Annotated in this window: 27 protein-coding genes; 12 read left to right on the top strand and 15 right to left on the bottom strand. The window is 72.7% G+C overall.

What is annotated here, in order from left to right:
• Nucleotides 1-2: 2 nt before the first annotated feature.
• The gene (locus ABUW04_RS03315) at nucleotides 3-1,151 is read right to left on the bottom strand and encodes an acyl-CoA dehydrogenase family protein (RefSeq protein ID WP_380562501.1); all 1,149 of its coding nucleotides are present in this window, start codon (nucleotides 1,149-1,151) and stop codon (nucleotides 3-5) included.
• A 76-nt stretch (nucleotides 1,152-1,227) separates the two neighbouring features.
• Here ABUW04_RS03315 and ABUW04_RS03320 point away from each other — a divergent pair, with 76 nt between their 5' ends.
• Complete coding sequence (locus ABUW04_RS03320; RefSeq protein ID WP_380562503.1) at nucleotides 1,228-1,992, top strand: crotonase/enoyl-CoA hydratase family protein; 765 nt, start codon at nucleotides 1,228-1,230, stop codon at nucleotides 1,990-1,992.
• On the opposite strand, the gene ABUW04_RS03325 is transcribed toward ABUW04_RS03320, so the two are convergent.
• The 8 genes from ABUW04_RS03325 to ABUW04_RS03360 form a co-directional block, all read right to left on the bottom strand.
• Nucleotides 1,955-2,734 (bottom strand): IclR family transcriptional regulator, encoded by a 780-nt coding sequence (locus ABUW04_RS03325; protein ID WP_030258527.1) that lies wholly within the window; start codon nucleotides 2,732-2,734, stop codon nucleotides 1,955-1,957. The two genes, ABUW04_RS03320 and ABUW04_RS03325, sit on opposite strands and share 38 nt — an antisense overlap.
• Before the next feature lie 8 nt (nucleotides 2,735-2,742).
• On the bottom strand, nucleotides 2,743-3,891 hold the full coding sequence (locus ABUW04_RS03330) for a thiolase family protein (RefSeq protein ID WP_380562505.1): 1,149 nt from the start codon (nucleotides 3,889-3,891) through the stop codon (nucleotides 2,743-2,745).
• Nucleotides 3,888-5,000, bottom strand: a complete 1,113-nt coding sequence (locus tag ABUW04_RS03335; protein WP_380562506.1) for a CaiB/BaiF CoA transferase family protein — start codon at nucleotides 4,998-5,000, stop codon at nucleotides 3,888-3,890. The genes ABUW04_RS03330 and ABUW04_RS03335 overlap by 4 nt, the downstream gene beginning before the upstream one ends.
• A 103-nt stretch (nucleotides 5,001-5,103) precedes the next feature.
• Nucleotides 5,104-5,901, bottom strand: a complete 798-nt coding sequence (locus ABUW04_RS03340; protein ID WP_380562508.1) for a FadR/GntR family transcriptional regulator — start codon at nucleotides 5,899-5,901, stop codon at nucleotides 5,104-5,106.
• 79 nt (nucleotides 5,902-5,980) lie between these two features.
• Nucleotides 5,981-7,009 (bottom strand): LLM class F420-dependent oxidoreductase, encoded by a 1,029-nt coding sequence (locus ABUW04_RS03345; protein WP_380562510.1) that lies wholly within the window; start codon nucleotides 7,007-7,009, stop codon nucleotides 5,981-5,983.
• Nucleotides 7,010-7,073: 64 nt separating this feature from the next.
• Nucleotides 7,074-8,261, bottom strand: a complete 1,188-nt coding sequence (locus ABUW04_RS03350) for an acyl-CoA dehydrogenase family protein (RefSeq protein ID WP_380562512.1) — start codon at nucleotides 8,259-8,261, stop codon at nucleotides 7,074-7,076.
• A 36-nt stretch (nucleotides 8,262-8,297) separates the two neighbouring features.
• Entirely contained in the window at nucleotides 8,298-9,431 is a 1,134-nt protein-coding gene (locus ABUW04_RS03355; protein WP_380562514.1) for an acyl-CoA dehydrogenase family protein, read from the bottom strand.
• Nucleotides 9,431-10,651 carry an acyl-CoA dehydrogenase family protein gene (locus ABUW04_RS03360; protein ID WP_380562516.1) on the bottom strand — a complete coding sequence of 407 codons (1,221 nt, stop codon included), beginning with the start codon at nucleotides 10,649-10,651 and terminating at the stop codon, nucleotides 9,431-9,433. The genes ABUW04_RS03355 and ABUW04_RS03360 overlap by 1 nt, the downstream gene beginning before the upstream one ends.
• 98 nt (nucleotides 10,652-10,749) lie before the next feature.
• On the opposite strand from ABUW04_RS03360, the gene ABUW04_RS03365 reads away from it, so the two are divergent.
• Entirely contained in the window at nucleotides 10,750-11,751 is a 1,002-nt protein-coding gene (locus ABUW04_RS03365; protein ID WP_380562518.1) for an LLM class flavin-dependent oxidoreductase, read from the top strand.
• A gap of 65 nt (nucleotides 11,752-11,816) precedes the next feature.
• On the opposite strand, the gene ABUW04_RS03370 is transcribed toward ABUW04_RS03365, so the two are convergent.
• The gene (locus ABUW04_RS03370) at nucleotides 11,817-12,917 is read right to left on the bottom strand and encodes an acyl-CoA dehydrogenase family protein (RefSeq protein ID WP_380562520.1); all 1,101 of its coding nucleotides are present in this window, start codon (nucleotides 12,915-12,917) and stop codon (nucleotides 11,817-11,819) included.
• Between the two features lie 110 nt (nucleotides 12,918-13,027).
• Between ABUW04_RS03370 and ABUW04_RS03375 the strand changes: the two genes are divergently transcribed.
• On the top strand, nucleotides 13,028-14,515 hold the full coding sequence (locus ABUW04_RS03375) for an MFS transporter (RefSeq protein WP_380562522.1): 1,488 nt from the start codon (nucleotides 13,028-13,030) through the stop codon (nucleotides 14,513-14,515).
• A gap of 33 nt (nucleotides 14,516-14,548) precedes the next feature.
• Here ABUW04_RS03375 and ABUW04_RS03380 read toward each other — a convergent pair whose 3' ends face one another.
• From ABUW04_RS03380 to mftG, 3 genes are all read right to left on the bottom strand, one after another.
• Complete coding sequence (locus tag ABUW04_RS03380; RefSeq protein ID WP_380562524.1) at nucleotides 14,549-15,778, bottom strand: NAD(P)/FAD-dependent oxidoreductase; 1,230 nt, start codon at nucleotides 15,776-15,778, stop codon at nucleotides 14,549-14,551.
• 95 nt (nucleotides 15,779-15,873) lie between these two features.
• Nucleotides 15,874-16,572, bottom strand: coding sequence for a TetR/AcrR family transcriptional regulator (locus tag ABUW04_RS03385; protein WP_380562526.1), 699 nt, complete (start codon nucleotides 16,570-16,572; stop codon nucleotides 15,874-15,876).
• Between the two features lie 63 nt (nucleotides 16,573-16,635).
• Complete coding sequence (mftG, locus tag ABUW04_RS03390) at nucleotides 16,636-18,201, bottom strand: mycofactocin dehydrogenase MftG (protein WP_380562528.1); 1,566 nt, start codon at nucleotides 18,199-18,201, stop codon at nucleotides 16,636-16,638.
• 205 nt (nucleotides 18,202-18,406) lie between these two features.
• Between mftG and mftA the strand changes: the two genes are divergently transcribed.
• From mftA to mftF, 6 genes are read left to right on the top strand one after another with little or no spacing between them, the layout of a single operon-like run.
• Nucleotides 18,407-18,547 carry a mycofactocin precursor MftA gene (gene mftA, locus ABUW04_RS03395; protein WP_063757583.1) on the top strand — a complete coding sequence of 47 codons (141 nt, stop codon included), beginning with the start codon at nucleotides 18,407-18,409 and terminating at the stop codon, nucleotides 18,545-18,547.
• A gap of 15 nt (nucleotides 18,548-18,562) precedes the next feature.
• Nucleotides 18,563-18,886 carry a mycofactocin biosynthesis chaperone MftB gene (mftB, locus tag ABUW04_RS03400; protein ID WP_380562530.1) on the top strand — a complete coding sequence of 108 codons (324 nt, stop codon included), beginning with the start codon at nucleotides 18,563-18,565 and terminating at the stop codon, nucleotides 18,884-18,886.
• On the top strand, nucleotides 18,883-20,127 hold the full coding sequence (mftC, locus tag ABUW04_RS03405; RefSeq protein WP_380562532.1) for a mycofactocin radical SAM maturase: 1,245 nt from the start codon (nucleotides 18,883-18,885) through the stop codon (nucleotides 20,125-20,127). Before mftB ends, mftC begins: the two co-directional genes overlap by 4 nt.
• A 59-nt stretch (nucleotides 20,128-20,186) precedes the next feature.
• Nucleotides 20,187-21,368, top strand: a complete 1,182-nt coding sequence (gene mftD / locus ABUW04_RS03410; protein ID WP_380562535.1) for a pre-mycofactocin synthase MftD — start codon at nucleotides 20,187-20,189, stop codon at nucleotides 21,366-21,368.
• A 4-nt stretch (nucleotides 21,369-21,372) separates the two neighbouring features.
• Nucleotides 21,373-22,128: a mycofactocin biosynthesis peptidyl-dipeptidase MftE gene (gene mftE, locus ABUW04_RS03415; RefSeq protein ID WP_380562537.1), complete on the top strand. Its 756-nt coding sequence runs from the start codon at nucleotides 21,373-21,375 to the stop codon at nucleotides 22,126-22,128.
• Nucleotides 22,125-23,693 (top strand): mycofactocin biosynthesis glycosyltransferase MftF, encoded by a 1,569-nt coding sequence (gene mftF / locus ABUW04_RS03420; protein WP_380562539.1) that lies wholly within the window; start codon nucleotides 22,125-22,127, stop codon nucleotides 23,691-23,693. Before mftE ends, mftF begins: the two co-directional genes overlap by 4 nt.
• Here mftF and mftR read toward each other — a convergent pair.
• Nucleotides 23,609-24,223, bottom strand: coding sequence for a mycofactocin system transcriptional regulator (gene mftR / locus ABUW04_RS03425; RefSeq protein ID WP_380562541.1), 615 nt, complete (start codon nucleotides 24,221-24,223; stop codon nucleotides 23,609-23,611). The two genes, mftF and mftR, sit on opposite strands and share 85 nt — an antisense overlap.
• Before the next feature lie 202 nt (nucleotides 24,224-24,425).
• Between mftR and fdxA the strand changes: the two genes are divergently transcribed.
• The 3 genes from fdxA (at nucleotide 24,426) to ABUW04_RS03440 (ending at nucleotide 26,298) form a co-directional block, all read left to right on the top strand.
• Nucleotides 24,426-24,746 carry a ferredoxin gene (gene fdxA, locus ABUW04_RS03430; RefSeq protein WP_030258573.1) on the top strand — a complete coding sequence of 107 codons (321 nt, stop codon included), beginning with the start codon at nucleotides 24,426-24,428 and terminating at the stop codon, nucleotides 24,744-24,746.
• Nucleotides 24,747-24,922: 176 nt separating this feature from the next.
• On the top strand, nucleotides 24,923-26,092 hold the full coding sequence (locus tag ABUW04_RS03435; RefSeq protein ID WP_380562543.1) for a cytochrome P450: 1,170 nt from the start codon (nucleotides 24,923-24,925) through the stop codon (nucleotides 26,090-26,092).
• Nucleotides 26,093-26,094: 2 nt separating this feature from the next.
• Nucleotides 26,095-26,298 (top strand): ferredoxin, encoded by a 204-nt coding sequence (locus tag ABUW04_RS03440; RefSeq protein WP_030258578.1) that lies wholly within the window; start codon nucleotides 26,095-26,097, stop codon nucleotides 26,296-26,298.
• A 69-nt stretch (nucleotides 26,299-26,367) separates the two neighbouring features.
• On the opposite strand, the gene ABUW04_RS03445 is transcribed toward ABUW04_RS03440, so the two are convergent.
• Nucleotides 26,368-26,730, bottom strand: a complete 363-nt coding sequence (locus ABUW04_RS03445) for an AQJ64_40280 family protein (RefSeq protein WP_380562545.1) — start codon at nucleotides 26,728-26,730, stop codon at nucleotides 26,368-26,370.
• Between the last annotated feature and the right edge of the window lie 18 nt (nucleotides 26,731-26,748).

Consider the following 26,748-nt stretch of genomic DNA (forward strand, 5'->3'; position numbering starts at 1 on the left):
CCTCACAGTCCCAGGGACTTGCTGATGATGGTCTTCATGACTTCGCTGGTGCCACCGTAGATACGGGTGACCCGGGCGTCGGCGTACAGGCGGGCGATGGGCGACTCCAGGATGTAGCCGTAGCCGCCGTGCAGCTGCAGGCACCGGTCGATCGACCGGCCCTGCACCTCGGTGCAGAACAGCTTGGTGGCCGCCGCGTCCGCGCCGGTCAGCTCGCCGGCGACCCTGGCCGCCACGGCCGCGTCGAGCAGGGCCTGCGCCGCCTGCAGTTCCGCCGACACCGCGGCGAGCTCGAACTTGGTGTTCTGGAAGCGGGCCAGCGACTGGCCGAAGACGGTCCGGTCGCGCACATAACCGACGGTCAGGTCCAGTGCGGTGCGTGCCTGGGCGACGGCTCCCACCGCGATGGCCAGCCGCTCCTGGGCCAGGTTCCGGCCCAACAGGGAGAAGGCCTCCCCTGGCGCCCCCAGCACATTGGCCGCCGGGACCCGTACGTCATCGAAGGACAGCTCAACGGTGTCCTGGGTGGTGAGGCCGATCTTCTCCAGCCGGCGTCCGACCGAGTACCCCGGCATCCCCTTCTCGACCACCAGCAGTGAGAGCCCGCCCCGCCGGTCGTCCGGCTCGGCCGAGGTGCGGGCGACGACCACGACCAGGTCCGCGTGGTAGCCGCCGGTGATGAAGGTCTTGGCGCCGTTGAGGACGTAGTCGTCGCCGTCGGCCACCGCCCTGGTGGTGATCCCGGCCAGGTCCGAGCCGACCCCGGGCTCGCTCATCGCGATCGCGGTGTACAGCTCGCCGCTGGCCAGTCCGGGGAACCAGCGCGCCCGCTGCTCGTCGTCGGCGAAGGCGAGGAAGTAGGGGACCACCACGTCCAGGTGGGTGCGCAGCCCGCCGAGGGTGACGCAGGCCCGGGCGCACTCCTCCTGGATCACCACATTGAACCGGTAGTCGTCCTGCCCGCCTCCCCCGTACTGCTCCGGGACGGCGGTGCCGATGATCCCCACCTTGCCCAGCTGCGTGAACAGTTCGCGCGGCACCAGGCCGGCCGCGCGCCACTGCTCGTAGTGGGACAGCACCTCACCGGCGATGAAGTCCCGTACCAGCTGCCGGAAGTCCTCATGGACCTCGTCGAACAGAGTCCTGCGCATCAGCCCTCCCCTTCCAAACCCTTCTTAATGAGTATACTAATTTAGTCCATAGCGCGGGAAGATCCAGGAGGCAGGCATGAGCGAGAAGGTCCTGATCGAGCGGCACGGCGCGGTGCAGGTGATCACCGTCAACCGGCCCGCCGCACGAAACGCCCTGGACGCCGAGGTGGCGGCGGCGGTCGCGGCCGCGGCGGACGAGCTGGACTCCTCGCCCGAGCTGCGGGTGGGGGTGCTCACCGGTGCGGGCGGCGTGTTCTCCGCGGGCATGGACCTCAAGGCCTTCCAGCGCGGCGAGTCGCCCTCGATCGAGGGGCGCGGACTGTGCGGCATCGCGGTGACGCCGCCGCGCAAGCCGTTGATCGCCGCGGTGGAGGGCTGGGCCCTGGGCGGCGGCTTCGAACTGCTGCTGGCCTGCGACCTGGTCGTGGCCGCCCGCACCGCCAGGCTCGGACTGCCCGAGGTCAAGCGGTCGCTGGTGGCCAGGGGCGGCGGCGCACTGCAACTGGCCGAGCGCGTCCCGCAGGCGGTCGCCCTGGAGATGCTGCTGACCGGCGAGCCGATCAGCGCCGAGCGCGCGGCCCTGGTCGGGCTGGTGAACCGGCTCACCGAGGAGGGTGGCGCGCTGGCCGCGGCCCTGGAGCTGGCCGAGCTGATCGCGGCCAACGGACCGCTGGCCGTCGCGGCCTCCAAGCAGGTCGTCCGCTCGGCCGCGGACTGGTCCCTGACGGACCGTTGGTCCCGGCAGGCCGAGATCACCGACCCGGTGTTCGCCTCCGCGGACGCCAAGGAGGGCGCCGCCGCGTTCACCGAGAAACGGCCACCGGTCTGGCACGGGCGCTGAGCACCGGAGTCGACAGCCGCCGCGAGATCTCCGCGGCGGCCCACTGCACCTGGACCTTGAGGCCCCCGCCCAGGATCTGCCGCTGCGGGCCGCAAAGCGACACCGCCGCCACCGCCGTGCCGGCCTGGAACACCGGCGCGGCGATGCAGGCCGCACCGGGCACGGCCTCGCCGCACTCGGCGGCGACTCCGGCGTCCAGGGTCCGGGCGAGCGCCTCCCGCAGCGCCCCGGGATCGGCGATGCTGCGCCCGGTGCGGGCGCGCAGCCCGGCCCTGAGGTACTCCTCGACGACCAGTCGCGGGGCGTTGGCCAGCAGGACCTTGCCGACCGCCGTGCAGTGCGCGGGGAACCGCCCGCCGACCCGCGAGGGCAGCGCGTCCGCGAAGGGACCGCCGATGCGTTCCAGGTAGACCACGTCCTGCTGGTCCAGGACGGCGAAGTGCACCACCTGGCCGGTGGCCGCGTTCAGCTCGCGCAGCATCGGCCCGGCCGCGCCGAGGATCCGGGTGCGGTGCACGACCACGCTGCCGATCTCGAACATCCGCAGGCCCAGCCCGTACTCGTTGTCGTCGCGGCTGAGCCAGCGGGCGCTGACCAGCTGCTGCAGGATGCGGTGCGCGGACGAGCGCGGCAGTCCGCTGCGGGCGCTGATCTGCCCGAGCGTCAGCGGCTCCGAGGACCGTTCGAGGATCCCCAGGATGAGGACGACCCGCTCCACCATGCTCGACGGGTGATCGGACACTGGGGGCCTCAGTCGGCCAGTTCGAAGACGGTGGCGTTGGCGGTCCCGCCGCCCTCGCACATGGTCTGCAGGCCCAGGGCGATCCCGTTGCGCCGCATGTGGTGCAGCAGCCTGGCCGCGAGCACCGCGCCGGAGGCGCCCAGCGGGTGGCCGACGGCGATGGCGCCGCCGAGCGGGTTGACCCGGTCCGGGTCCGCCTTCAGCTCCGCCTGCCAGGCCAGCGGCACCGACGCGAACGCCTCGTTGACCTCGAAGGCGCCGATGTCGCCGATGTCCAGCCCGGTGCGCCCCAGCACCTTCCGGGTGGCCGGGATCGGGGCGGTCAGCATCATCACCGGGTCGTCGCCGACCACGGCGCCCGCCCGGATCGAGGCCAGCGGACGCAGTCCGTGGTGCCGGGCGAACTCGTCGGTGGTGATCAGCAGCGCGGCGGCGCCGTCGGATATCTGCGAGGCGTTGCCGGCGTGGATCACCCCGTCCTCCCGGAACGAGGGCTTGAGCCGGGCCAGGGTCTGCGGGGTGGTGCCGCTGCGCAGCCCCTCGTCCTGGCGCAGCCCGGGGGCCTGATCGACCGTCACCAGGTGGTCGTCGAACCATCCGGCGTCGATCGCCTCGGCCGCCAGCCGGTGCGAGCGCGAGGCGTACTCGTCGAGATCGGTCCGGCTCAGGTTCCAGCGGGCGGCGATCATCTCGGCGCCCGGCCCCTGCTCCAGCCGGTCGGTGTGGAAGCGTTCCAGCACGGTGGCCCCGTAGGGGACGCCGGTCTGCCGAGTGGCCCCCAGCGGGACCCGGGACATGGACTCCACGCCACCGGCGACCACGCAGTCGTAGGCGCCCGCGACCACCGCGTGCACGGCCGACTCGACGGCCTGCTGGCTGGAGCCGCAGGCACGGTTGAAGGTCACCCCGGGCACGCTCACCGGCCAGCCCGCGGCGAGCGCGGCGAACCGGGCGATGTTGCTGGACTGGTCCCCCAGCTGGGTGACGCATCCCCACATCACGTCCTCGACGGCCTCCGGCGGCACCCCGTTGCGCTGCACCAGCGCCCGCAGCACCACCGCGGACAGGTCCACCGGGTGCACCTGGCTCAGCGAGCCGTCCCGCTTGCCGATGGGGGTGCGCACCGCGTCCACGATCACAGCTCGACGTTGCGTCATATCCGTTCGCCTTTCTGGGAAGCAGCACGGGCGGGGTCTTGCTGGGCGGGAGCGTCGGCGGCCCAGCGGTCCATGACCTCCTGGGCGCTGCCCGCGTCCTTGCGGTGACCGGCCGGGATCGCGGGCCGCCAGCCGCTCTGTCCGGCGGGGGCCGGTACCAGCACCTCGCGCGCCCGCAGGTGCGGATGGTCGGCGGCCTCGGCGAGGTCGAGGACCGCTGTCAGGCAGGCGTCGGTCCCGGCGGCCGCCGCGGCCCAGGCGTCGCGGGTGCGTCCCGCCACCGCCTGCTCGATCGCCCGGCGCAGTTCGGGCCAGCGGGACTGGTCGTTCCTCCACCGGCTCCACTGCGGGTCCAGGCCCAGCAGTTCGACCAGGGCGGCGAAGAACTGCGGCTCCAGGGCGCCTATCGCGACATGGCGGCCGTCGGCGCAGCGGTAGACGTCGTAGAACGGGGCTCCGGTGTCGAGGCGGTTGGCGCCGGCGGTGTCCGACCACATGCCGCTGGAGCGGTACTCGTGCAGCATCGCGGTCAGGTAGGCGGTGCCGTCCACGATGGCCACGTCCAGAACCTGGCCCAGGCCGGTGCTCCGGCGCTGGTGCAGGGCCGCCAGGACGGACAGCACCAGGTACATCCCGCCGCCGCCGAAGTCCCCGAGCAGGTTGGCCGTCGGGGTCGGTACGGCTCCGGCCCGGGCCGCGTGGTGCAGCGCGCCGGTCAGGCCGATGTAGTTGAGGTCGTGGCCGGCCTCCGCGGCGAGCGGTCCGTGCTGCCCCCATCCGGTCATCCGGGCGTAGACCAGTCCAGGGTTCCTGGGCGCGGTGTCGTCGGGGCCGAGCCCCAGCCGCTCCATGACCCCCGGTCGGAACCCCTCGATGAGGACGTCGGCCCGGTCGATCAGCCCGAGCACCAGCTCGCGGCCCTCCGGGCTCTTCAGGTCCGCCTCGACGACCGGCCGGTTCTCGGCCATCGCCGGCATCGTGGTGCCCGGGCGGGCCACGCTGAGGATGTCGGCGCCCAGGTCGGCGAGCAGCATCCCGGCGAAGGGCCCGGGGCCCAGTCCGAGGAACTCGATCACCCGCAGGTCGGCGAGGGGTGGCTGCGCCGGCATCGGAACCTCCTCAATCAGCATTCATGAGGTAAATCAGTTCACTATTTAATACCACGATGCCGGCCCGAGAGGAACAGTGCGGCCGCCGCAGGCGGCGGGCAGCCTAGTCGAAGAGGTCGACCACGGGCTTGTTGTGGAGCTCGCCGCGCAGCAGGTACTTCGCCGCCGCCTCCATGTGGTTGCGCCAGTGGCGCTCCGCCCCGTCCGCGTCCTTGGCCTCCACCAGCGCGACCAGCTTCCGGTACGCCTTGATGGCCCGCTTGAAGCGCTCCGGGGACTCGGTGGAGTCGAAGTGCCGGGAGACCCGCATCATCAGGTGCGTGGCCACGATGTCCTGGAGCACGGCTCCCTGCACGGCCAGCGTCCGGTTGCCGGAGCGCTGCATGACCAGCTCGTGGAACTGGTAGGTCAGCCCCGACCACTGGGCCGGGTCGGGCAGCGAGTCGTCGCGGACGGCGACCGCCGCCTCCAGCTTCTCGATGACCTCGTTGAGGTCCTGGAGGTCCTTTTTGGTGCGCCGCTTGGCCAGCAGCCGGGCGCAGGCGGGCTCGGCGATCATCCGGGCCTCGTAGACGTCGTCCAGGGTGGTGCCCTGGATCTGCAGCAGCAGGCCGACGTAGCGCGCGGCCACGGCCGGGTCGGGCGCGGTGACCTGGGCACCGCCGCGGGCGCCGCGCCGCACGCTGATCAGGGTCTCCGCCTCCAGGATGCGGAACGCCTCGCGCAGCGTGGGCCGGGACACGCCGAACTGCTCCATCAGCTGGAGCTCCGAGGGCAGCGAGTCACCCGGCTTGAGGATGCCGTGCACCATCTGACGGCGCAGCTCGGTCGCGATCAACTCACCGGTCTTGGGCGCGCGGACGGGCTGGCCGACCTGCATCCCCGCACTCGTGGAACTCATAGAACTCATTCTACTGGTGGCGCGGGTCTCTTCGACGCCAGGTGCACGCGGAAATCGCAGCCGTCCCGCACCGGCCCGGCTACAGCCAGTTCCTGACCTTCTCGACCGTCGCCGCGGCGTCGGGGCCGGCCGGGTCGACGTTGAGCATGGTGACACCGGCCTCGCGGTAGGCGGCCAGCCGCTCGCGCACGAAGCCTTCCGGGCCGACCAGGTTGGTCAGGTCGATCAGCTCGTCCGGCACAGCCGCCTCGGCCTCGGTCTTCCGGCCGGCGAGATAGAGGTCCTGGATGAGTTCGGCCTCCTTCTCGTAGCCGTAGCGGCGCACCAGGTCGTTGTAGAAGTTCCTGCCGCGGGCCCCCATGCCGCCGATGTAGAGGGCCAGGGTGGGCCGGGCCAGGTCGCGCAGGGCAGCGCGGTCCTCGCCGACGGCCAGCACGCCGCCGGCCACGATCTGGAGTTCGCCGAGCTCGGCCGGACGCTTGGCCCGGCCGGCCGCCAGCGCCCCGTCCCAGGTCTCGGCGGCGCGTTCGGGCAGGAAGAACAGCGGTATCCAGCCCTCGGCGATCTCCGCGGCCAGTTCGACGTTCTTGTCGCCCAAGGCGGCCAGGTAGACCGGTACGCGGGGGCGTACCGGTCGGGTGAGCAGCTTCAGCGGCTTGCCCAGGCCGGTGCCCAGCGCCGGGTCCAGCGGGACCTGCACGGTGGCGCCCTGGTAGGAGACGACCTCGCGGCGCAGCGCCCGGCGGGTGAACTCGACCACGTCGCGGGTGCGGGCCAGCGGTCTGGCGTAGGGCAGGCCGTGCCAGCCCTCGATGACCTGGGGGCCCGACGCGCCCAGGCCCAGCAGGGCCCGGCCGCCGGAGACGGCGTCCAGGCCGGCGATGGTCTGCGCGATGGTGGCGGGGGTCCGGGAGTAGACGTTGAGGATCCCGGCGCCGATGCCCAGGGTGGTGGTCCTGGCGGCGAGGTAGCCGAGGATCGACACGGCGTCATATCCGTACGCCTCGGCGACCCAGGCGGTGTCCAGTCCGGCGCGTTCCAGGGCGACGGCCTGGTCGACGGTGCTGTGCACGTCCCCGGCGTAGCGCAGTGTGGTGCTCAGCTGCATGGTGGTGGTCTCCCGTGTCGGCCGGGGCGGTGGTGTGGGCGGGGTCAGCGGCGTGCGGGCGGGCTCAGCGGGGCAGGCCGAGGCCTCGTTCGGCGATGATGTTGCGCATGATCTCGGAGCTGCCGCCGGCGATGGTGTAGGCGCGGGCGTAGAGGTAGGCGTCCTGCCAGCGGCCGTGGGCGACGGCGTCCGGATCGCCCTCGGCGAGGACGCCGGCCGGGCCCAGCAGGGTCAGTGCGTACTCGGCGATGCGCAGGTTCAGCTCGCTGAAGAAGAGCTTGGCCATCGGGGCGTCGGTGGGGGTGCCGCGGCCGGCGAGGTGGCCGAGGGTGGAGTCGCGGGCCAGCAGTGCGCAGGCGTCGACCTCGGCGGAGAGCCGGGCGATCTGCTGGCGGACGTCGTCGTGCTCCAGGGCGGCGCGGCCGTCGATGCGGACCGCTGACGCGTCGCGGATCAGGTCCCGGACCGCGAGCTGGAGCCGGACCACGGAGGCGCCGACGCCGTTGCGTTCCTGGGCCAGCGAGGCGTTGGCGATGGTCCAGCCCTGGCCGGGGGCGCCGATCAGGGCGTCGGCGGGCAGCCGGACGTCGTCGAGGAAGACCTCGTTGAAGTCGCTGGTGCCGGTGAGCTCGCGCAGCGGGCGGACGGTGACGCCGGGCAGGGCCATGTCCAGGACGAAGGCGCTGATGCCCTTGTGCTTGGGGGCGTCGGGGTCGGTGCGCGCCAGCAGGTAGCCGTAGCGGGCCCACTGGCCGTTGGTGGTCCACAGCTTCTGGCCGTTGACGGTCCATCCGCCGCCGTCACCGTCGTGCACGGCCCGGGTGCGCAGCGAGGCGAGGTCGCTGCCGGCGTCGGGTTCGCTGAACAGCTGGCACCACAGGTGCGCGCCGGAGCGGATGGGCGGCAGATGACGGGCCTTCTGTTCCTCGGTGCCGAAGCCGATGAGGGCGTTGGCGGCCAGGCTGCTGCCGCTGGGGGGCATGGGTGCGCGGGCCCGGGCGATCTCCTCGGCGACGACGACGCCGCGCAGGGGGTCGTGGTCGGGGCTGCCACCCCATTCCGCGGGCCAGTCGGCGCCGAGGTAGCCGGCCGCGTAGAGGTCGGCGGTCCAGCGCTGCAGGTCCTTGTACTCCTCGGCGTCCTCGGGGCTGCGCACCCCGGAGCGGACCTGGTGCCCGGGGGCGTGGGCGGCGACGAAGGCACGCACGTCGGCGCGGAAGTGTTCGAGCGGTGTTCCGGCTCCGAGTTCCACTCGGCTACTCCTTGCTGGTGTGCGGGACATGACGGATCATGGCCGGGATCCGGCTGCCACGGAAGTGGGAGGGGCCGTATCGAGCAGGGCGCGGGCCGCCCGCTCGCGCAGCCGGTCCGGCTGGGCGATCAGGCTCTGCGCGGCCTTGGCCCGGCGCAGGTAGCGGTGGGCCGGCAGTTCCCAGGTGAAGCCGATGCCGCCGTGGACCTGGATGCAGCCGGCGGCGACTGCGACGGCGGTGTCCAGTGCGTCGGAGGCGGCCAGGGCGACGGCGATGTCGGTGTCCGCGTCCGGCGGTCCGTCCAGGGCCTCGGCGGCGGCGGCGACCAGGGCCCGGGCGGACACGACCGCGACCGCCATGTCCGCGCAGCGGTGCGAGACCGCCTGGAAGGAGCCGATCAGCCGGCCGAACTGACGGCGGGTCCGGGCGTAGCCGACCGCCAGGTCGGCCGCCTCCGCGGCGACGCCGACCGCATCCGCGGCCAGCGCGACCAGGGCGGCGCGCTGGGCGGCGGCCAGTAGCCGCGGGGCCTGCCCCGGGTCGCCGACCGGGTCGGCTTCGACGGCCGTGAGGACGGCCCTGGACAGCGGCCGGGTCGGGTCCAGGGCGTCGACGGGTTCGAGGCGGACGCCAGCGGCGTCGACGAGGAAGAGCCGGTCGCCGGCGGCGGCCAGGAGCAGGGTCGCATCGGCGGCCTCGGCGACGACGGGCACGGTGCCGTCCAGGGTCCAGCCGCCGGCGTGTTCGGTGGCGACCAGGTCGGGTGCGGGGATCCAGCCGTCATCGGTACGTCCGGCCGCGACGGCGGCGCGGGCCGTGCCGGCGCCCAGTGCGGCCAGCGCGTCGGTGTGGGTCCCGGCGGCGGCCAGGGCGGCCTGGACCGCGAAGCCGGAGACGGTGGGTGCGGGGGCAAGCCTGCGGCCGAGCTCCTCCTGGGCCGCGGCGGCCAGCGCCCAGGAGCCTGCGCTGCCGCCGTGCTCCTCGCCGACCGGCAGGCCGGGGATGCCCATCAGGGCCAGCTCGCGCCACAGTTCCGGCGCAGTGCGCCGCCCTTGGTCGCACCATGCGGCTAGGGTCGCGGCCGAGCAGTGGTCGCCCAGGAGCCGCCGCAGGCCGTCGCGCAGGTCGCCCTCCAGCTCGGCGGTGTCGGACACATCATGACCGGTCATCAGTTCCCCTCCCGGGCAACGGTGCCGCCGAGGTGCGAGGGCAGGCCGAGGACCTTCTCCGCGATGGTGTTGCGCTGGATCTCGGCGGTGCCCGCGCCGATGGTGGAGGCCAGCGATCTGAGGTAGCCGTAGGTCCAGCGCGCGCCCTCCGGGGCGGTGGGCTCGCGCAGCCCCAGCACCGCGTCGGGGCCCAGCACCCGCAGCGCGGCGCTGTGCAGGATCTGGTCGAACTCGGCCCGCACCAGGCGGTTGACCGATGCGCTCGCCCCGGGGTCCCGTCCGGCCAGTACCGTGTCGAGGGCACGGCGGCTGTTGGAGGCCAGCACCCGCACCCAGGCCTCGATCCGGGCCAGCGACTGGCGCACCACCGGGTCCTGGCCCGCACCGGTGCTGCGGGCCAGGGCGAACAGCTCGTCGACGACGCGCCGGTAGCGGTACTCGTCGGCGAGGAACGCGGTGGCGCGCTCGTGGCCGAGGCTGGTGCGGGCGATGGACCAGCCACCGTCCTGCTCGCCCACCAGGTTGCCGGCCGGCACCCTGACCTCGTCCAGGAAGACCTCCGCGAAGTGGGCGGCGCCGGTCAGGTCGCGCAGCGGGCGGACGGTGATCCCGGGCGTGTCCATCGGGATGAGCAGGTAGCTGATGCCCTCGGCGCCGGGGCCGCCGGTGCGGACCAGGGCGAACATCCAGTCGGCCAGGTGGGCCTGGGTGGTCCACACCTTCTGGCCGGTGACCAGGAAGTCGTCGCCGTCGCCGTCCTGTGCCGGGACCCGTCGTGCCCGGGTGCTCAGGGCGGTGAGGTCGCTGCCGGCCCCCGGCTCGGAGAAGCCCTGGCACCAGAACTCGTCGGCGCGCAGCAGCGGGCGCAGGAAGCGGTCCTTCTGCTCCTGGGTGCCGTGCTTGATCAGGGTGGGCGCCACGATGAACGACAGCGCGCACGGGTGCTTGGGCGCCCGGGCCCTGGCCATCTCGCGGTGGTAGGCGATCTGGTCCGACAGCTCCAGGGCCATGCCGCCGGCCTCGACTGGCCAGCCGGGGGCCGCCAGGCCGGCCTCGGTGAGGTCGGCGTGGAAGGCGCGGGCCCAGGCGAGCCGTTCGGCCCGGTCCCGGGGCGGCCGCCCGGCGCGGTCGGCCAGGAATGCGCGCAGCCGGCCCAGCCACTCGGCTGCGGGCGGCGCCGAGCGGTCGGCATCCGCATCCGCGGCGGTGACGGCGGGCATCTGACCTCCTCAAGCTCATCACCAGGTGCTCTTACATAGCTGAGACTACATGGTTAACTAGGTTAGCTACAACGATTCGAGTGAAGGAGGAGCCAACCATGCACTGGGGACTGCCCTGGCCCGGCCCCGAGGTGGCCGCGCAGGCCGAGAAGGCCGGCGCCGCCGCCTTCTGCGCCGGCGAGTTCGCCGACACCAACTCCTACCTGACCACCGGCGAGATGGTCGCGGGCACCACCGGGGCGATGGTGGGGCCGGGCATCGCCTACGCCTTCGCCCGCTCCCCCTTCGTGCACGCCTCCGCGCTGCGCCACCTGCACGCCAAGGCACCGGGCCGGATCTTCCTCGGGCTGGGCTCGGGCACCTACCGGATGAACACCGACTGGTTCGCCACCGGCGCCGACAAGCCGGTCGCCCGGATGGCAGACCTGGTCGGCGCCGTCCGTGCCTACCTGGAGGCCGAGAACGGCAGCACCGTCACCCACCAGGGCGACTACTACCCGATCAACGCCGCCATCAGGGCCCCGGTCCTCGGCCGCCTGGAGATCCCGATCCTGATCGGCGCCTTCAACAAGCTGATGGTGCGCACCGTCGGCCGCGTCGCCGACGGAGTCCTCGGCCACGGCCTGTTCACCGACCGCTGGTGGACCGAGACCATCGGCCCCGAACTGGTCCGCGGCGCCGAGGAGCGCGGCCGCGACGCGGCGGCGCTGCGCCGCTGGGGCTGGCTGATCACCGCGGTCGACGAGGACGACCCGGCACGCGCACGCCGCGACGCCCGGCTGCAGATCGCCTTCTACCTGACCGTCAGGACCTACGACACTCTGGTCGAACTGCACGGCTGGCAGGACGAGGTGAGCGCGATCCGCACCGCCTTCGGCGCCGGCGACATCGAGGGCATGGCCCGCGCCGTCACCGACGAGATGCTGGACGCCGTCGCCCTGTGCGGCACCCGCGAGGAGGCCAGGCAGCGGCTGGCCGCCCGGCAGGCCCTGCCCGACCTGGCCTTCCTCTCCTCCCCCGGGTTCATGGTGGGCGGCCGCCGCCGGGAGCGCTACGCCGCCTCGGCGGTGGAGCTGATGCGCTCGGTCGAACACGGCTGACCGATGTGCCGGCGCGGCCTGTGGCGGCAGGCCGCGCACCCGCGCCCCTGTCAGGCCGCCGCCCGTCAGGCCGCCCGCCGGGCCGGGCCGCCCGGCAGCAGCACTGCGGCCAGCGCGCTGCGGTGCTGCCGGGGCGTGCCGTCGAGCAGTTCCGAGGTCTTGATCCGGCGCAGGTACAGGTGCAGGTCGTGCTCCCAGGTGAAGCCCATGCCGCCGTGCAACTGCAGGGCGGTGCCGGCGACCCGGGCGCAGGCCTCCTTTGCCAGCGATCCGGCGTTGGCCACCCGCGTGGCGCGTTCGACGGCTTCGCCGCCGTCCAGCGCCCCGGCGGCGGCGCGCACGGTCAGCCGGGCGCAGCGGACGTCGAGGGCCATGTTGGCGGCGTGGTGCTTGACCGCCTGGAAACTGCCCACAGCCACCCCGAACTGCCGGCGTTCCTTGACGTACTGGACGGTCCGCTCCAGCAGCAGGTCCGCCGCTCCGACCGCGTCAGCGGCCTGATGAACCGTCAGGGCGTCCACCAGTAGCCGGTGCACGGCCGGGTCGACGACCGCGCTGCGCTCCGGCTGCGCGACCGCCCCGTCGAGGTCGACACGGGCGAGGTCCCGGGTCAGGTCGAGCGCTGTGCGGCGGGTGCGGGTGATGCCCGGGCCGTCGGCGTCGAGCAGGGCCAGGACGTGCTCCCCCCGGTCGGTGACGGTAGCCACCAGCAGCAGGTCGGCGTCCGATCCGCCGAGGACCTGGCCCAGGGTGCCGGTCAGCACCGCGCCCGAGTCGGACAGCACCGCCAGGACCGGATCCTCGCCCGGCTCCGCGACGGCGGGCACGGCGAGCAGCTCGCCGGAGGCGATCCGGTCCGCGGCGTCGCCATCGATGCCGGCCAGCTCCAGCAGCCGGCACACCACGGCGGCCCGGCCGATCGGCAGCGGTGATCCGGCGCGGCCCAACTCCTCGGCCACCAGGGCGAGATCGGCATGGGTACCGCCCTCCCCCGCGCGCAGCAGCCCGACCAGACCCAGCCCGGCGGCGGCACGGACGTCCTCACGGCGGACCAGCCCGGCGCCGTCGCGGTCGGCACGGGCCCGGGCCAGATCGGTGCGGTCCGCCAGCCAGGCCCGCACCGTCCCGATCAGGGCCAGTTGTTCGTCACTGATCATCAGTTCCATGCCACAGCCTCCCGATATGGATATTTGAGAAAACTTCTTCAACCTAGGTTGCTAAGTAACCCATACCGCCGGATGATGGCGCCACCCCACTCCGAAGAAGGCGACCACCCATGTCCGACACCTCGGTCCACGGATCCCCGACATCGAGCGGCCCCGAACGCTCCACCGGCTACTACGCCCTGGTGCTCACCGTCATCCTGCTGTTCTGCGAGGCCAACACCTTCAGCGCGATCCTGTTCTACAACGCCCTGCCGCACATGAGTCCGCCGTTCACCCCGTCCGAACTGCCGTGGATCGTCAGCATCAGCCTGCTGGTCGCGGCGGCCGCGCAGCCCCTGGTCGGCAAGCTCGCCGACGTCTTCGGCTTCCGACGGCTGGTCCTGGTCATCGCCCTGCTCTACCTGGCCGGGTCCCTGCTCGGCGCCGTCACCCACTCCTTCGCGCTGATCCTGGTCGCCCGCGCGCTGCAGGGCGGCATCATCGCGCTGCCGGCCGCCGTGTACGCGTTCTTCCGCGGCTTCTTCCCCAAGCGGATGGTGCCGATCGTCGTGGGCATGAACGTGACCGGCGTCGGCGTGGCCGGCATCATGTCGCCGATCGTCGCCGGTGCGCTGCTGGACGCCTTCGGCTACCAGTCGATCTTCTGGTTCTGCTTCATCTACATCGGCGTCTTCACCCCTCTGATCCTGCTGGTGGTGCCGCGCTCCGGACCGCGGATCAGCCGGCGCATCGACGTCCCCGGCTCGCTGATGATCACGCTGGGCGTCGGCAGCCTGCTGTTCAGCCTGACCGAGGGCTCCGACAACGGCTGGACCAGCGCGTCCTTCCTGATACCGCTGCTCGTCGGCCTGGCCGTGCTGGTCGGCTTCGTCGTGGTCGAGACCCGGGTCGCCGAGCCGATGATCCAGATCCGGGTGCTCACCAGCCACGCGGTGCGCAACAGCCTGCTGGTCGCCCTGCTGGTCGGCATCCCCGCCTCCACCTGGAACTACCTGTTCCCGCAGCTGGTCAGCCCGGACCGGGTGCACGGCATGGACTACGGCTTCGGGCTGACGGCCCTTCAGGCCGGTTATGTGGCCATCCCCTCCGGCCTGTGCACCACGCTGGCGGGACCGCTGGGCGGTTACCTGTGCCGGCGCACCTCGCCGCGCCTGGTGATGATCGGTTCGGCGCTCTGCGGTCTGGTGGCGGCGCTGTCCATCGCCTACTTCCACAGCCACCTGTGGCAGGTCATCGTGGCGGGCCTGTTCGGCGGGGTCTGCCTCGGCTTCTACTTCGCGGCCGGGCCCAACCTGATCATCGACGCGGTGCCGGAGGAGATCACCGGCGTCGCCACCGGCATCCAGACCTGCATGTCGGCCTTCATGGGCTCGGTGATGCCCATCATCATGTCCATCATCCTGGCCCACAACGTGCTGCGCACCGACCCGACCACCCACCGGACCATCTCCACCACCCGCGGCTTCATCGACCTGTACTGGATCATGGCCGGCGCCTGCGTCCTCGGCCTGGCCGTCGCCCTCGCCATGCGGCACGGCCGCAGGCCCTCGGCCGGCGACGAACACCAGCAGGAAGCCGCTCCAGCGCTGGCGCACTGACGCACGGTCAGGCCGGGGCGGACCGGAAGCCGTTCAGGGCAGCTGGCGGATCGCCTCGACCACGTCCTCGACCGACGCGCCGGCCGCCAGCAGCCGGCGGGCCTGGTTCAGCGCCCGGATCCAGTTCACCGTGACGGCCCCGCACGCGGCGCCGCTCGCGTCGGCGTGGACGACGGCGACCCGGCCGTCCGCCTGCAGGTCACCGACGACGACCGAATGCCCGGCGGGGTCGCGCCGGCCGAACGCGTTCACCTTCCAGTCGTACTGGTCGGACCAGACGTAGTCGGTCGGCTCGTACCCGGCCGCGGCGCCCTGGATGACGGCGGTGGCGACGTACCGCGCCTGGTCGCCGGCGTTGGTCCAGTGCTCGGCCCGGACATCGGTGCCGTGTCCCGGATGCGGCCAGCGGGCCACGTCGCCGACGGCATAGACGTCGTCGAAGCCGATCGCCCGCAGGAAGCGGTCGGTGACGACGCCGTTGTCCAGCTTGAGGCCGGAGCCGGCCAGCCAGCCGGTCGAGGGAACGGATCCGATCCCCACCACCGCGGTCGACGCGGCCAGCCGCTCCCCGCTGTCCAGTTCCACGGTGAGGTCCCCGGCCTTGCCCTCGATGCCCACGACGCCGACGCCGAAGCGGGTCTGCACGCCGTTGCGCCGGTGCAGCTCGACCAGGCTGCCGGCGATCTCGGGGCCGACCAGCCGCGCCATCGGCTCCGGCACCGGGTCGACGACCGTGACCGCGCAGCCGCGCCCGCTGGCCGCGGCGGCTATCTCGGTACCGATGAAGCCGCCGCCGACCACGACCACGGGCTCGCCCAGCGCGAGCCGTGCGGCGATCGCCCGCGCGTCGTCCAGGGTCCTGAGCTGGTGGACGCCTGACTCCGGGAGCCACGGGGAGGGCCGGGCCGCGGCTCCGGTGGCGATGACCAACACGTCGTAGCGAACGGTCGTTCCGTCGGCCAGACGCACCAGCCGGGCCTGCGGGTCCAGGTCCGCAGCGGCGGTCCCGAGCCGCAGTTCGATCCCGAGTTCCTCGAGTTCCGCCCGGGTGGTCAGGCGGATCCCGTCCACCGAGGACTCCGACCACTCGCCCTGCAGCAGCTTCTTGGACAGCGGCGGACGGTCGTAGGGGAGCTCGGCCTCGGCGCCGACGAGGGTGATCGGGCCGGTGTGCCCCTGGACGCGCAGGCCCTGGGCGGTCCGGGTCCCGGCGAGCGAGGCCCCGACGATGACGACGTGACGGTCTGTGGCTGCTTCTGTCATCGTCCGGGTCCTTCGCTTTAAAGAGAACGGTTGATCCCTACAACGCAACGACTCTTATAGTGATCGCCGCCGACATCCCTGTCAACGGCGGGCCGTCAGCGCTTGCGGGCCCGCCGGGTGCGGGGAGCGGTGGTGAAGTTCTCCCGCCGCTGCAGGAACTCGGCCATCCGTTCCTCCAGGTCCTCGACCCGGTGGCCGGGGGTGCACAGACCCGTGAAGAGGGTGGCGCAGTACTCCCGGGACAGGTGCGCCGCATCCCATTCACCCCGGGGATCCACCCACTGGTAGGTGTGGTTGTGCAGGTTCAGGAACTGCAGGGTGGCCAGGCGCGGGTCCGTCTTGCGGATCGAGCCCTCCTCCATGGCGGCGGTCAGCAGGTCCTGCACGATGCCTTCGAACTCGCTGCGCTGGTCCAGCAGCAGCCGGCGGTTGACCCCGCGCAGGTTGCGGTAGTCGTGCTCGTAGACCCAGATGTGGTCCAACCACATCAGGATGTGCTCCAGCAGCATCTGCGAGAGCATCCGCAGCCGCAGCACCGGGTCCTCGTCCATGTCGGCGATCCGGTGGCCCATCATGAGCATCGGCTGCATCACCCGGTTCTGGATCTCGACGAGGAGCTTCTCCTTGGAACCGATGTAGTAGTACAGCCCGCTCCGGGCCATGTCGGCGGCGTCGCAGATCTCCGCGATGCCGGTGGCCGCGTAGCCCTTCTTCGCGAACAGCGCGGCCGCCGTGTCGATGATCTCCTCGCGCCTGATCTCGTAGCCCGGCCCGTGGCCCGGTGGTCTCGCCATGGTTGGTCATCATAGGGCGTGGACCCGCTCCGACCAGGCACGCGCTGTGCACGCAGCGATCGGTCAGCGACTGTCGCGGCGCAGCGCGTCGGCAACGACCTCGCCCACCAGCACGGCCGTCGCCGCCGGCCCGCGCTGAGGTGCGTCGGGCAGGATCGAGGTGTCGGCCACGGTCAGCCCCGGCACCCCGTGCACCCGGCCGAACTGGTCCACCACGGCGTCCGGGCTGCCCTCGGGTCCCATCGGCACGGTGCCGCAGCTGTGCTGGGCGGTGCCGATATGGTCCCGGATCCAGCCGTCGAGCAGCCCGTCCTGGTCCAGGACCGCGGGCCCCGGGGCCAGCAGGCCGGGGCCGTGCCCGGTGAAGGGCGCGGTCTCCAGCAGTGCGGCCGTAGCCCGTGCCGCGGCGCGCAGCCGCTGGAGGTCCTGCGGCGTCGACAGGTACCCGTGCTCGATAACCGGAGGCGTCCGCGGATCGGCCGAGGCCAGGCGCAGCCGACCGGTGCGGCGGGGCGCCAGGGCGGAGACCAGGAACGGCAGCGGCGCGCCGGGGACCGTGGTCCGGCCCTCCATGAGGCCGGCCAGCGGCACCAGCGACTGCAGGATCTCCACCTCCCCGAGGCCGTCGCCCAGCGCCAGGTGCAGGCAGCCGCCCAGCCAGGAGTCCGCCGGTTCGCCCCAAGCGTCCTGGACGCCCCACTCCAGGGCCAGCTGCGGATGGTCGCTGAAACCCGCCCCCACCGCGGGGGCGTCGCGCACCACCGGGATGCCCAGGCGCTCCAGTTCGACGCGCGGACCGATGCCGGAGAGCAGCAGCAGCTGGGCCGAGGCCAGCGCACCGGCGCTGACCACGACGGACCGGGCGGCCAGGCGCACGGTCCGCCCGGCGTGCTCGACCAGGACACCGGCAACCCGTCCGTGCTCCACCAGGACCCGGCGGACCGGGCAGTCGCCCAGGACCCGGAGGTTGGGCCGGTCGAGCACCTCGGCGGTGAGGTAGCTGAGCGCGGTGTTGCGGCGGATCCCGTCCACCGCGTTGGAGGGCACCGGGCCGAAGCCGGGCGGGCACTGGTCGTTCTTGTCCGGGTCGGCCCGATGGCCCAGGGCCAGGGCGGCGTCCCGGAACGCGGCCTCGGCCGGGTGGAGCAGGCGGCTGCGCCGCACCAGGACCGGGCCGTGGTCGCCGTGGGCCTCGCCGGATCCCAGGTCCAGGTCGTTCTCCAGGGCCCTCAGGAACGGCAGGACGCGCTCCCAGCCCCAGGCGGGACCGCCGACGGCGGCCCAGCGGTCGAAGTCCGCGCGCCTCGCCCGGATGAAGTACCCCCCGTTGACGGTGGTCGAGCCGCCGGCCACCTGGCCGCGCGGCACCGCCCAGGGGCGGTCGGGGGTGAGCCGGGTCGGCCAGGCCCTGACCGCGCGGTGCCCAGTCTGGGCCCCGGGAACCAGGCGCGCGTCGAGCAGTTCCGGGCCGAAACCGTCGGCGCCCCGGGGCACCGGTCCGGCCTCCAGCAGCACGACGCTGCGGTCCGGGTCCTCGCTCAGCCGCGCGGCGAGCACGGCGCCGGCCGCCCCCGCGCCGACCACGACGACATCGCACGGGCCTGCTTCGAGCTGGTCGTAAGTGTTCATGTCCTGGGCATCAAAGACCCTTCCTGACCTCAGCACAAGGCGGGGAAGTGACCGTCGCGGAAATCCCGCCCCACCGGGACCTAGCTTTTGGCACTCCATGCCAATACTCTGACGTGCATCATGCACAAGCCCTGAAGCCCAGGGGCGCTCCGCCAGCCGGCCCGCCCCCACCCCCGGGCTCGGGCCCGAGCCGTAGGAGCCAGTCATGGACCAGAGCGTGACCACCCAGTCGCAGGACCTGCACCGCACCGAGGCCGACACCGCCCCCGTCGCGACCGACGAACTCATCGAGGCGGACGACCTGGTCGAGGAAGTCTCGATCGACGGCATGTGCGGCGTCTACTAGGCCGGGCGACCACTCATGCCCGCCTCCCGCCCCGAGCCGCCGGCGCCCCCGGACGCCGACCGGGGCCTGGACCTCGACCGCCCGTGGACGCTGCACTCCCAGGTGTCGGTACGCCCCGAACCCTTCGGCGCCCTGCTGTACCACTTCGGCACCCGACAGCTGTCCTTCCTCAAGGACCGCCGGCTGCTCGATGTGGTCCGCGCCCTGGAATCCGCGCCCGACGCCCGGGCCGCCTGCACCGCCGCCGGTGTGACCGACACTCAACTCCCCCGCTACGCCAAGGCACTGGCCACACTGGCGCACTCCTCGATGCTGGTCGAAAGGACCGTGACCCGATGACGGCGACCTCTGTGACGGCAAGCCCCGCGACGGCGCAGCCTGCCCCCCGTCTGACCGACCTGTTCGAGCTGGGCCTGGACTCGCCGATCTGCCTGACCTGGGAGCTCACCTACGCCTGCAACCTGTCCTGCACCCACTGCCTGTCCAGCTCCGGCCGGCGCGACCCTCGCGAACTGTCCACCGCCGAGGCCAAGGCGGTCATCGACGAGCTGGAGGCCATGCAGGTCTTCTACGTCAACATCGGCGGCGGCGAACCCACCGTGCGCCCCGACTTCTTCGAGCTGCTGGACTACGCCACCGCCCACCACGTCGGAGTGAAGTTCTCCACCAACGGCATCCGGATCACCCCCGAGGTGGCCCGCAGGCTCGCCGCCAACGACTACGTCGACGTCCAGATCTCCCTGGACGGAGCCACCCCCGAGGTCAACGACGCGGTGCGCGGGGCGGGTTCGTACGACACGGCGCTGCGCGCGCTGGCCAACCTCGCCGACGCGGGGCTGCGCAACGCCAAGCTGTCGGTGGTCTGCACCCGCCACAACATCGCCCAGCTGGACGCGTTCAAGGAGATCGCCGACCGCTACGGCGCCCAGCTGCGGCTGACCCGGCTGCGCCCCTCCGGACGCGGCGCGGACGTCTGGGACGACCTGCACCCCCTGCCGGAGCAGCAACGCGTGCTCTACGACTGGCTGGTGGCCAACGGCGACCAGGTGCTGACCGGGGACTCCTTCTTCCACCTGTCCGCGTTCGGCGCGCCCCTGCCGGGGCTGAACCTGTGCGGCGCCGGCCGGGTGGTCTGCCTGATCGACCCGGTCGGGGACGTCTACGCCTGCCCGTTCGCGATCCACGACGAGTTCCTGGCCGGCAGCGTGCGCGAGCCCGCCGGATTCACCGGGGTCTGGCGGCAGTCGGAGCTGTTCCGGCGGCTGCGCGAACCCCAGCAGGGCGGCGCCTGCGCCTCCTGCACCTTCTACGACAGTTGCAAGGGCGGCTGCATGGCGGCCAAGTTCTTCACCGGACTGCCGCTGGACGGCCCGGACCCGGAGTGCGTGCAGGGCCACGCCGAGCCGCTGCTCGACCGCCGCGGCGCGCTGCCCAAGCCCTCCGGCGACCACTCCCACCGCACCGCGCCGGCCGCGCGCAGCGGACCGGTCCCGCTCACCCTGACCAGGCGCCCCGACCTGGACCGCCCCCCGGTCAGCGCCTGCGACGAGTCCCCGCTGGCCGGCCTCAGGCTCGGCTGAGCCGCGCACCCGTCGCCTCCCACCCACGCATCACGCCCAGCATCACGAGAGCGAATCCCATGAGCAGAAACCCCTGGTTCGAGACGGTCGCCGAGGCACAGCGGCGGGCCGAGAAGTACCTGCCCGGCATGGTCTACGGCGCCCTGGTGGCCGGGTCCGAGCGCGGCCGCACCATCGAGGACAACATCGGTGCCTTCGGCGAACTCGGCTTCGCCCCCAGGGTCGTGGGCCACCACGCGGCCCGCGACCTGTCCACGACCGTGCTGGGCATGAAGGCCGCCTTCCCGGTCATGATCTCCCCCACCGGCGTGCAGGCGGTGCACCCCGACGGCGAGGTCGCCATCGCCCGCGCGGCCGCCAACCGCGGCATCCCGATGGGGCTGAGCTCCTACGCCAGCAAGCCGGTCGAGGAGGTGACCGCGGCCAACCCGGACACCGCCTTCCAGCTGTACTGGTCCGGCAGCCGCGACACCATGGTCCAGCGCATGGAGCGGGCCAGGGCCGCCGGCAGCAAGGCGCTGATCCTGACCCTGGACTGGTCCTTCTCCAACGGGCGGGACTGGGGCAGCCCGTCCATCCCGGAGAAGGTCGACCTGAGGACCATGGTCAAGCTGGCCCCGGGCGTGCTGCCGCACCCCCGCTGGATGTGGACCTTCGCCCGCAGCGGCCGCATCCCGGACCTGACCACCCCCAACCTCCAGCCGCCGGGCGGCCAGGCCCCGACCTTCTTCGGCGCCTACGGCGAGTGGATGCAGACCACCCCGCCGACCTGGGAGGACGTCAACTGGCTGGCGAAGGAGTGGAACGGGCCCTTCCTGCTCAAAGGCGTCAGCCGGGTGGACGACGCCAAGCGCGCCGTCGACTCCGGGGTGACCGCCATCTCGGTGTCCAACCACGGCGGCAACAACCTCGACACCACCCCGGCGACCATCCGCATCCTGCCCTCGGTCGCAGCGGCCGTCGGCGACCAGATCGAGGTGCTGCTGGACGGCGGCGTGCGCCGCGGCGGCGACGTGGCCAAGGCGCTGGCCCTGGGCGCCCGGGCGGTGCTGATCGGCCGTGCCTACCTGTGGGGGCTGGCCGCCAACGGGCAGACCGGCGTGGAGAACGTGCTGGACATCCTGCGCGGCGGCCTGGACTCGGCCGTCCTGGGCCTGGGCCACGCCTCGGTGGGCGAGCTGAACCCGGACGACCTGGTGATCCCCGACGGGTTCACCCGCACCCTCGGCTCCCCGGCCTGACGCCGTGGACACCAACGCCCTGGACACCAACGCCATGGACACCCGACTCGCCGACCGCACCTGGCCCGGGGTGCCGCCGACCGGGACGACCGTCCTCGTCCCGGTCGGCTCCACCGAGCAGCACGGACCCCATCTGCCGCTGGCCACCGACAGCGTGATCGCCAGAGCGGTGGCCGACCGGGCAGCCGAGCAACTGTCCGGTCCGGTCCTGGTGGCGCCGGTGCTCGCCTACGGCAGCAGCGGCGAGCACGCCGGCTTCCCCGGCACCGTCTCGATCGGCCACGAGGCCCTGTGCCTGGTGCTGGTCGAACTGGTGCGCTCGATCGGCCTGTGGGCCGCCCGAACGGTCCTGGTCAGCGGACACGGCGGCAACGCCCGCACCCTCGACGCCGCGGTCGGCCAACTGCGCGCCGAGGGGCACCAGGTCGCCTGGACCGGCTGCGACTTCCCCGGCTCCGATCCCCACGCCGGCCGCACCGAGACCTCGGTGATGCTCCATCTGGCACCGGAGAGCGTGCTCACCGGCGCCGCCGAGCCGGGCAACACGCTGCCGCTGGCCGAGCTGCTGCCGCAGCTGGTCGCGTCCGGCGTGCGCGCGGTGGCACCCAACGGGGTGCTCGGCGATCCGACCGGGGCCGGCCCCGAGGAGGGTCGTCTGCTCATGGAGGCGCAGGCCCGGACAACGGCCCGACGCATCGCGGCCTTCAGCACCGACCGGCACGGCCGGCTGCTGGATCCCGCCCCGGCGGTGGTCCGATGACGTACCATCAACTGCACCGGCCGGGCACCCTGCGGCTGGCCCCCGCTCCGGCCCCGGCCCCACGGCCGGGCGCGCTGCCGCCGACGCCAGCTCAGGCGCCGCTGCCGACAGGCTTCCGCATCGTCCTGGACCGCAACACCCGGGTGCTGGACGGCGGCCGTGCGCTGCTCGGCGGCGCACCGGTCACCCGGCTGCTGCGGCTCACCCCGCGCGCACGGCCGCTGCTGACCGCCGACCGCGTGCTGCAGGTGCGCGACCGGGCCGGCGCGGCGCTCGCGGACCGGCTGCTGGAACTGGGACTGGCCCATCCGCTGGTCGCCGACCTCCCCGCACCCACCGCACCGGAGGTCACCTATGTGGTCCCGGTCCGCGACCGGCCCGGCCAGTTGGAGCGGCTGCTCGCCAGTGTCGCCCCCGGTGCCACCGTGATCGTGGTCGACGACGCCTCCCGGGTCCCGGACGCCGTGGCCGCGGTCGCCCGCCGGCACGGAGCGCGGCTGGTGGCCCTGCGACGGAACCTGGGGCCCGCCGGAGCCCGCAACGCCGGGCTGCGGCTGGTCCGCACGCCCTTCGTGGTCTTCGTGGACTCCGACGTCGTCCTGGACCCGGACACCGTGCCCACGCTGCTGCGGCACTTCACCGACCCCCGGGTCGGGCTGGCCGTGCCGCGCATCACCGCACTGCACACCACCGGCTCCGACAACTGGATCGGCCGCTACGAACAGGCCCGCTCCTCGCTGGACCTCGGCGACCGCCCGGCCCTGGTCCGTCCCGGTTCCTACGTCTCCTGGGCCTCCACGGCCTGCGTGGTCGCCCGCCGCGAGGCCCTGGGCGACGGATTCGACGAGCGCATGCGCGTGGGTGAGGACGTCGACCTGGGCTGGCGGGCCGTCGAACGCGGCTGGCGGCTGCGGTACGAGCCCTCGGTCAGCGCGGCCCACGAGCACCGGACCGGGTTCGCCGACTGGTTCCGCCGCAAGGCCGAGTACGGCACCGGCGCCCAGCCGCTGGCCGAACGCCACCCCCGGTCGGTGGCGCCCGCCGTGCTCGCCCCCTGGAGCACCGCGGCGGTGCTGGCACTGCTGGCCCAGCGGCGCTGGTCGGCACCGGTGGCCGCCGGCCTGTGCGCGGCGACCGCGCTGCGCATCAGCCGCCGGCTGTCCGGCACGCAGCAGCCGGTACGCACCGCGGTCCAGCTCACCGGGAACGGGGCGGTGGCCGCGCTCAGCCAGACCGGCGCGCTGATCACCCGGCACTGGTGGCCCGCCACCGCCGTGCTGTGCCTGGTCTCCCGCCGGGCGCGGCGTGCGGCGGCGGTGGCCGCGGTGGCGGACGTGGTCCTGGAGTACCGGGGCAGCGCGGCGGGCCTGGACCCGGTCCGGTACACACTGGCACGCCGCCTGGACGACATCGCCTACGGCTCCGGGGTGTGGTGGTCGGCACTGCGCGGACGCTCCCCCACGGCGCTGCTGCCCCGGGTTCAGAGCCCGGTGGCCAAGCGGCCGAAGGTGGCGTCCAGCAGTTCCGCCAGGTCCGCCTCCTCGTCGCGCAGCCACAGCTCGTAGGCGGCCGCACTGGCCGCCAGGGCGACGTGCCCGATCAGGGTCGGTCCGGTGTCGGTCGGCTGCTGGCCGGACCTGGCGGCCGCGAACTCGGTGACAATGCCGCGCCACGCGTTGTAGCGCAGCGTGGAGTCGGCCTGGAGGGCAGGCACATGGAAGATCAGATCCATCCGGCGGCGGTGCCACGGCACCGTCTGCGGATCGAAGCGGTTGAACTCGACCACGGCGGACCGCAGCGCCGCCATGGTGGGCACCTCGGCCGGGACGGCGGCCAGCAACTGCCGCAGCCAGGCCAGCTGGCCCTCGAAGTCACCCCAGACCAGGTCGTTCTTGGTGGCGTAGTAGCGGAAGAAGGTCCGCCGGCCGATACCGGCCGCGGCGGCGATGTCGTCGACCGTGACCGCGTCGAAGCCCCGGCTCTCGAAGAGCTCGAAGCCGATGCGCTCCAGCTCGCCCCGGGACGTCGCCCGCGGTCGTCCGGTCCTGGTCCTGCTCCGCCCCGGATCCAGCAGTCCGGCCTCGGGCCGCTCCACCGGTTCTCCCTCCGTCCGCCCGGCCGCCGCGGCTGCCGGTGCTCGCCCCAAGATACGCGCCGCTCACCGCCGGTTCCAGGATCCGCGTCCATGGAGCCGACTCCTTGACACTGCGCGCAACGCACACAACACTAACAATCGTTAAATGGATCGACCGTTCTACTAAACAAAACAGTCGGCGGTTCATCGCAAGGGAGAAGAAATGACCTTCGTCGTGACACAGGCGTGCGTCGACGTGCAGGACAAGAGCTGCACCCAGGTCTGCCCGGCCGACTGCATCTACGAGGGCGGCCGGATGATGTACATCAACCCGGACCAGTGCATCGACTGCGGCGCCTGCGAAGAGGTGTGCCCCATGTCGGCGATCCGCTTCGACGCCGACCTCACCGACCCCGACCTGCAGTTCGCCGACTTCAACGCGGACTTCTTCGCGGACATGGAAGCCCCCAAGGGCGCCCGGAAGCTCGGGAAGATCGACCGCGACGTCCCGTTCGTGGCCGCGCTCCCCCGCCAGGCGGACTGACCGGCCCGCGGCTGCTCGCGCCGGCCCGCACCGAGTCGCACCGACTCGCAGCAGCGACCGTCCGCCGCAAGGCAGATGAGCCTTGAAGCGAACAGCCGACGGGCCCGGCCGAACACTTGGACAGCAAGAGGACGACGATCGTCTGCTCGCGACGATCGCTACGGCAGGAGTACACCATGGCAACGCCTACGATCTCGCTCGACCGCACCGATCCGTACCGTCCGCCCACCGAACACGTACGGCTGCAGGAGGACGCCCCGATCAGCTGGGTCCAGCTGGCCGACGGCCGTCAGATGTGGGTCCTCACCCAGCACGAGGACGTCCGGGCCATGCTCGCCGACCGGCGGTTCAGCTCGGACCGCCGCGACCCCCGGCATCCGAGCCACCAGCCCTACATGGGCCCCGACCACCGCCCGGGGCTGATCGAGATGGACGCACCCGACCACACCCGGGTACGCCGCTCGGTGGTCGGCGAGTTCACCGTGCAGAAGCTGGCCGCCTGGCGCCCCCGGATCCAGGAGATCGTGGACGCGAGCATCGACGACATGCTCGCCGGCCCCGCCGAGACGGACCTGGTCCAGGCCCTCTCCCTGCCGGTGCCGTCAGCGGTCATCGCGGAACTGCTCGGCGTGCCCTACGCCGACCACGACTTCTTCCAGGACAACAGTGCCGAGTTCGTCCGGGCCGGCGCCACCGCGGAGGAGCGCGGCGCGGCGGTGGGCCGCCTCAAGGCCTACATCGCCGAGCTGGTCCAGGAGAAGACCAAGTCCCCCGGCGAGGACCTGCTCAGCCGCCAGATCCTCGCGGGCGCCGATCCGGAGGAGGTGGTGTCGCTCGGCTTCCTGCTGCTGATCGCCGGCCACGAGACCACCGCCAACATGATCTCGCTGTCGGTGGCCACCCTGCTCGACAGGCGCGAGCACCTGGCCGAACTGCGCGACAACCCGGAGCGCACCGTCGGCGCCGTGGAGGAGCTGCTGCGCTACTTCACCATCGCCGAGATCGGCGCGGCCCGGCTGGCCATCGAGGACGTCGAGATCGGCGGCGTGCAGATCCGCGCCGGCGAAGCAGTCCTGGGCCTGACCAACACCGCCAACCGGGACCCCCTGGTGTTCCCCGAGCCCGACGAGCTCGACTTCACCCGGATGGCCCGCAACCACCTCGCCTTCGGCTTCGGGCCGCACCAGTGCCTGGGCCAGAACCTCGCCCGCCTGGAACTCGAGATCGTCCTGGCCACCCTCCTCCGCCGGATCCCGACGCTCCGCCTCGCGGTGCCGTTCACCGAGATCCCCTTCAAGGAGAAGGGCCCCAACTACGGTGTCTACGAACTGAAAGTTGCGTGGTAACCATGCGCATCACCGCCAATCAGGACCGCTGCGTCGGCGCCGGCCAGTGCGTTCTGGTCGACCCGGAGGCGTTCGACCAGAACGACGCGGACGGCACCGTCATCGTTCTGCGGCCCAACCCCGGCACCGAGCCGGAGATCGCCCGCGCGAGGGAGGCCGTCAACGTTTGCCCCGGCCGGACCCTCGCCCTCGTCGAGGAGAGCTGAACCAGTGGTTGCAGGAGGGTGTCCTGATCGGTCGTCACCAACCGGTCCTGGACACCCTTTTGCTTTGGCCTAGGCGGCGGGATAGGCGTTCCGAAGCGCAGCCGGCACGCCCTCGCCCAACACGATGCGCGTGGCCGCGCCCGGGAGGGTGGGCAACTCGGCCCAGTGGGTGACGGATTCATCGCCGGCGGGGCCGTAGGGCAGGCGCACGATTCCGTCGGAATCGACAAAGCAGTCGTGGTGCTCGGTGCCGTCCTTGCCCCAGTGCAGGGCGGTGAAGTACATCGGCAGGACCAGCCAGAACTCGTCACCCGATGCCGAGCCGGGCTCGGCCGGATACCGGCCAGTGACCGCCGCTGCCACGGGCGCGCCACTGTGAGGCAGTCCCTCCCGTGCGTCCACCCAGGTCACCACAGTGCTCAGATCGGTCATGCCCACCCTCACTCGGTC

It is taken from the genome of Streptacidiphilus jeojiensis (genome assembly GCF_042510965.1).
In the GTDB taxonomy this organism is placed as follows: Bacteria; Actinomycetota; Actinomycetes; order Streptomycetales; family Streptomycetaceae; genus Streptacidiphilus; species Streptacidiphilus jeojiensis.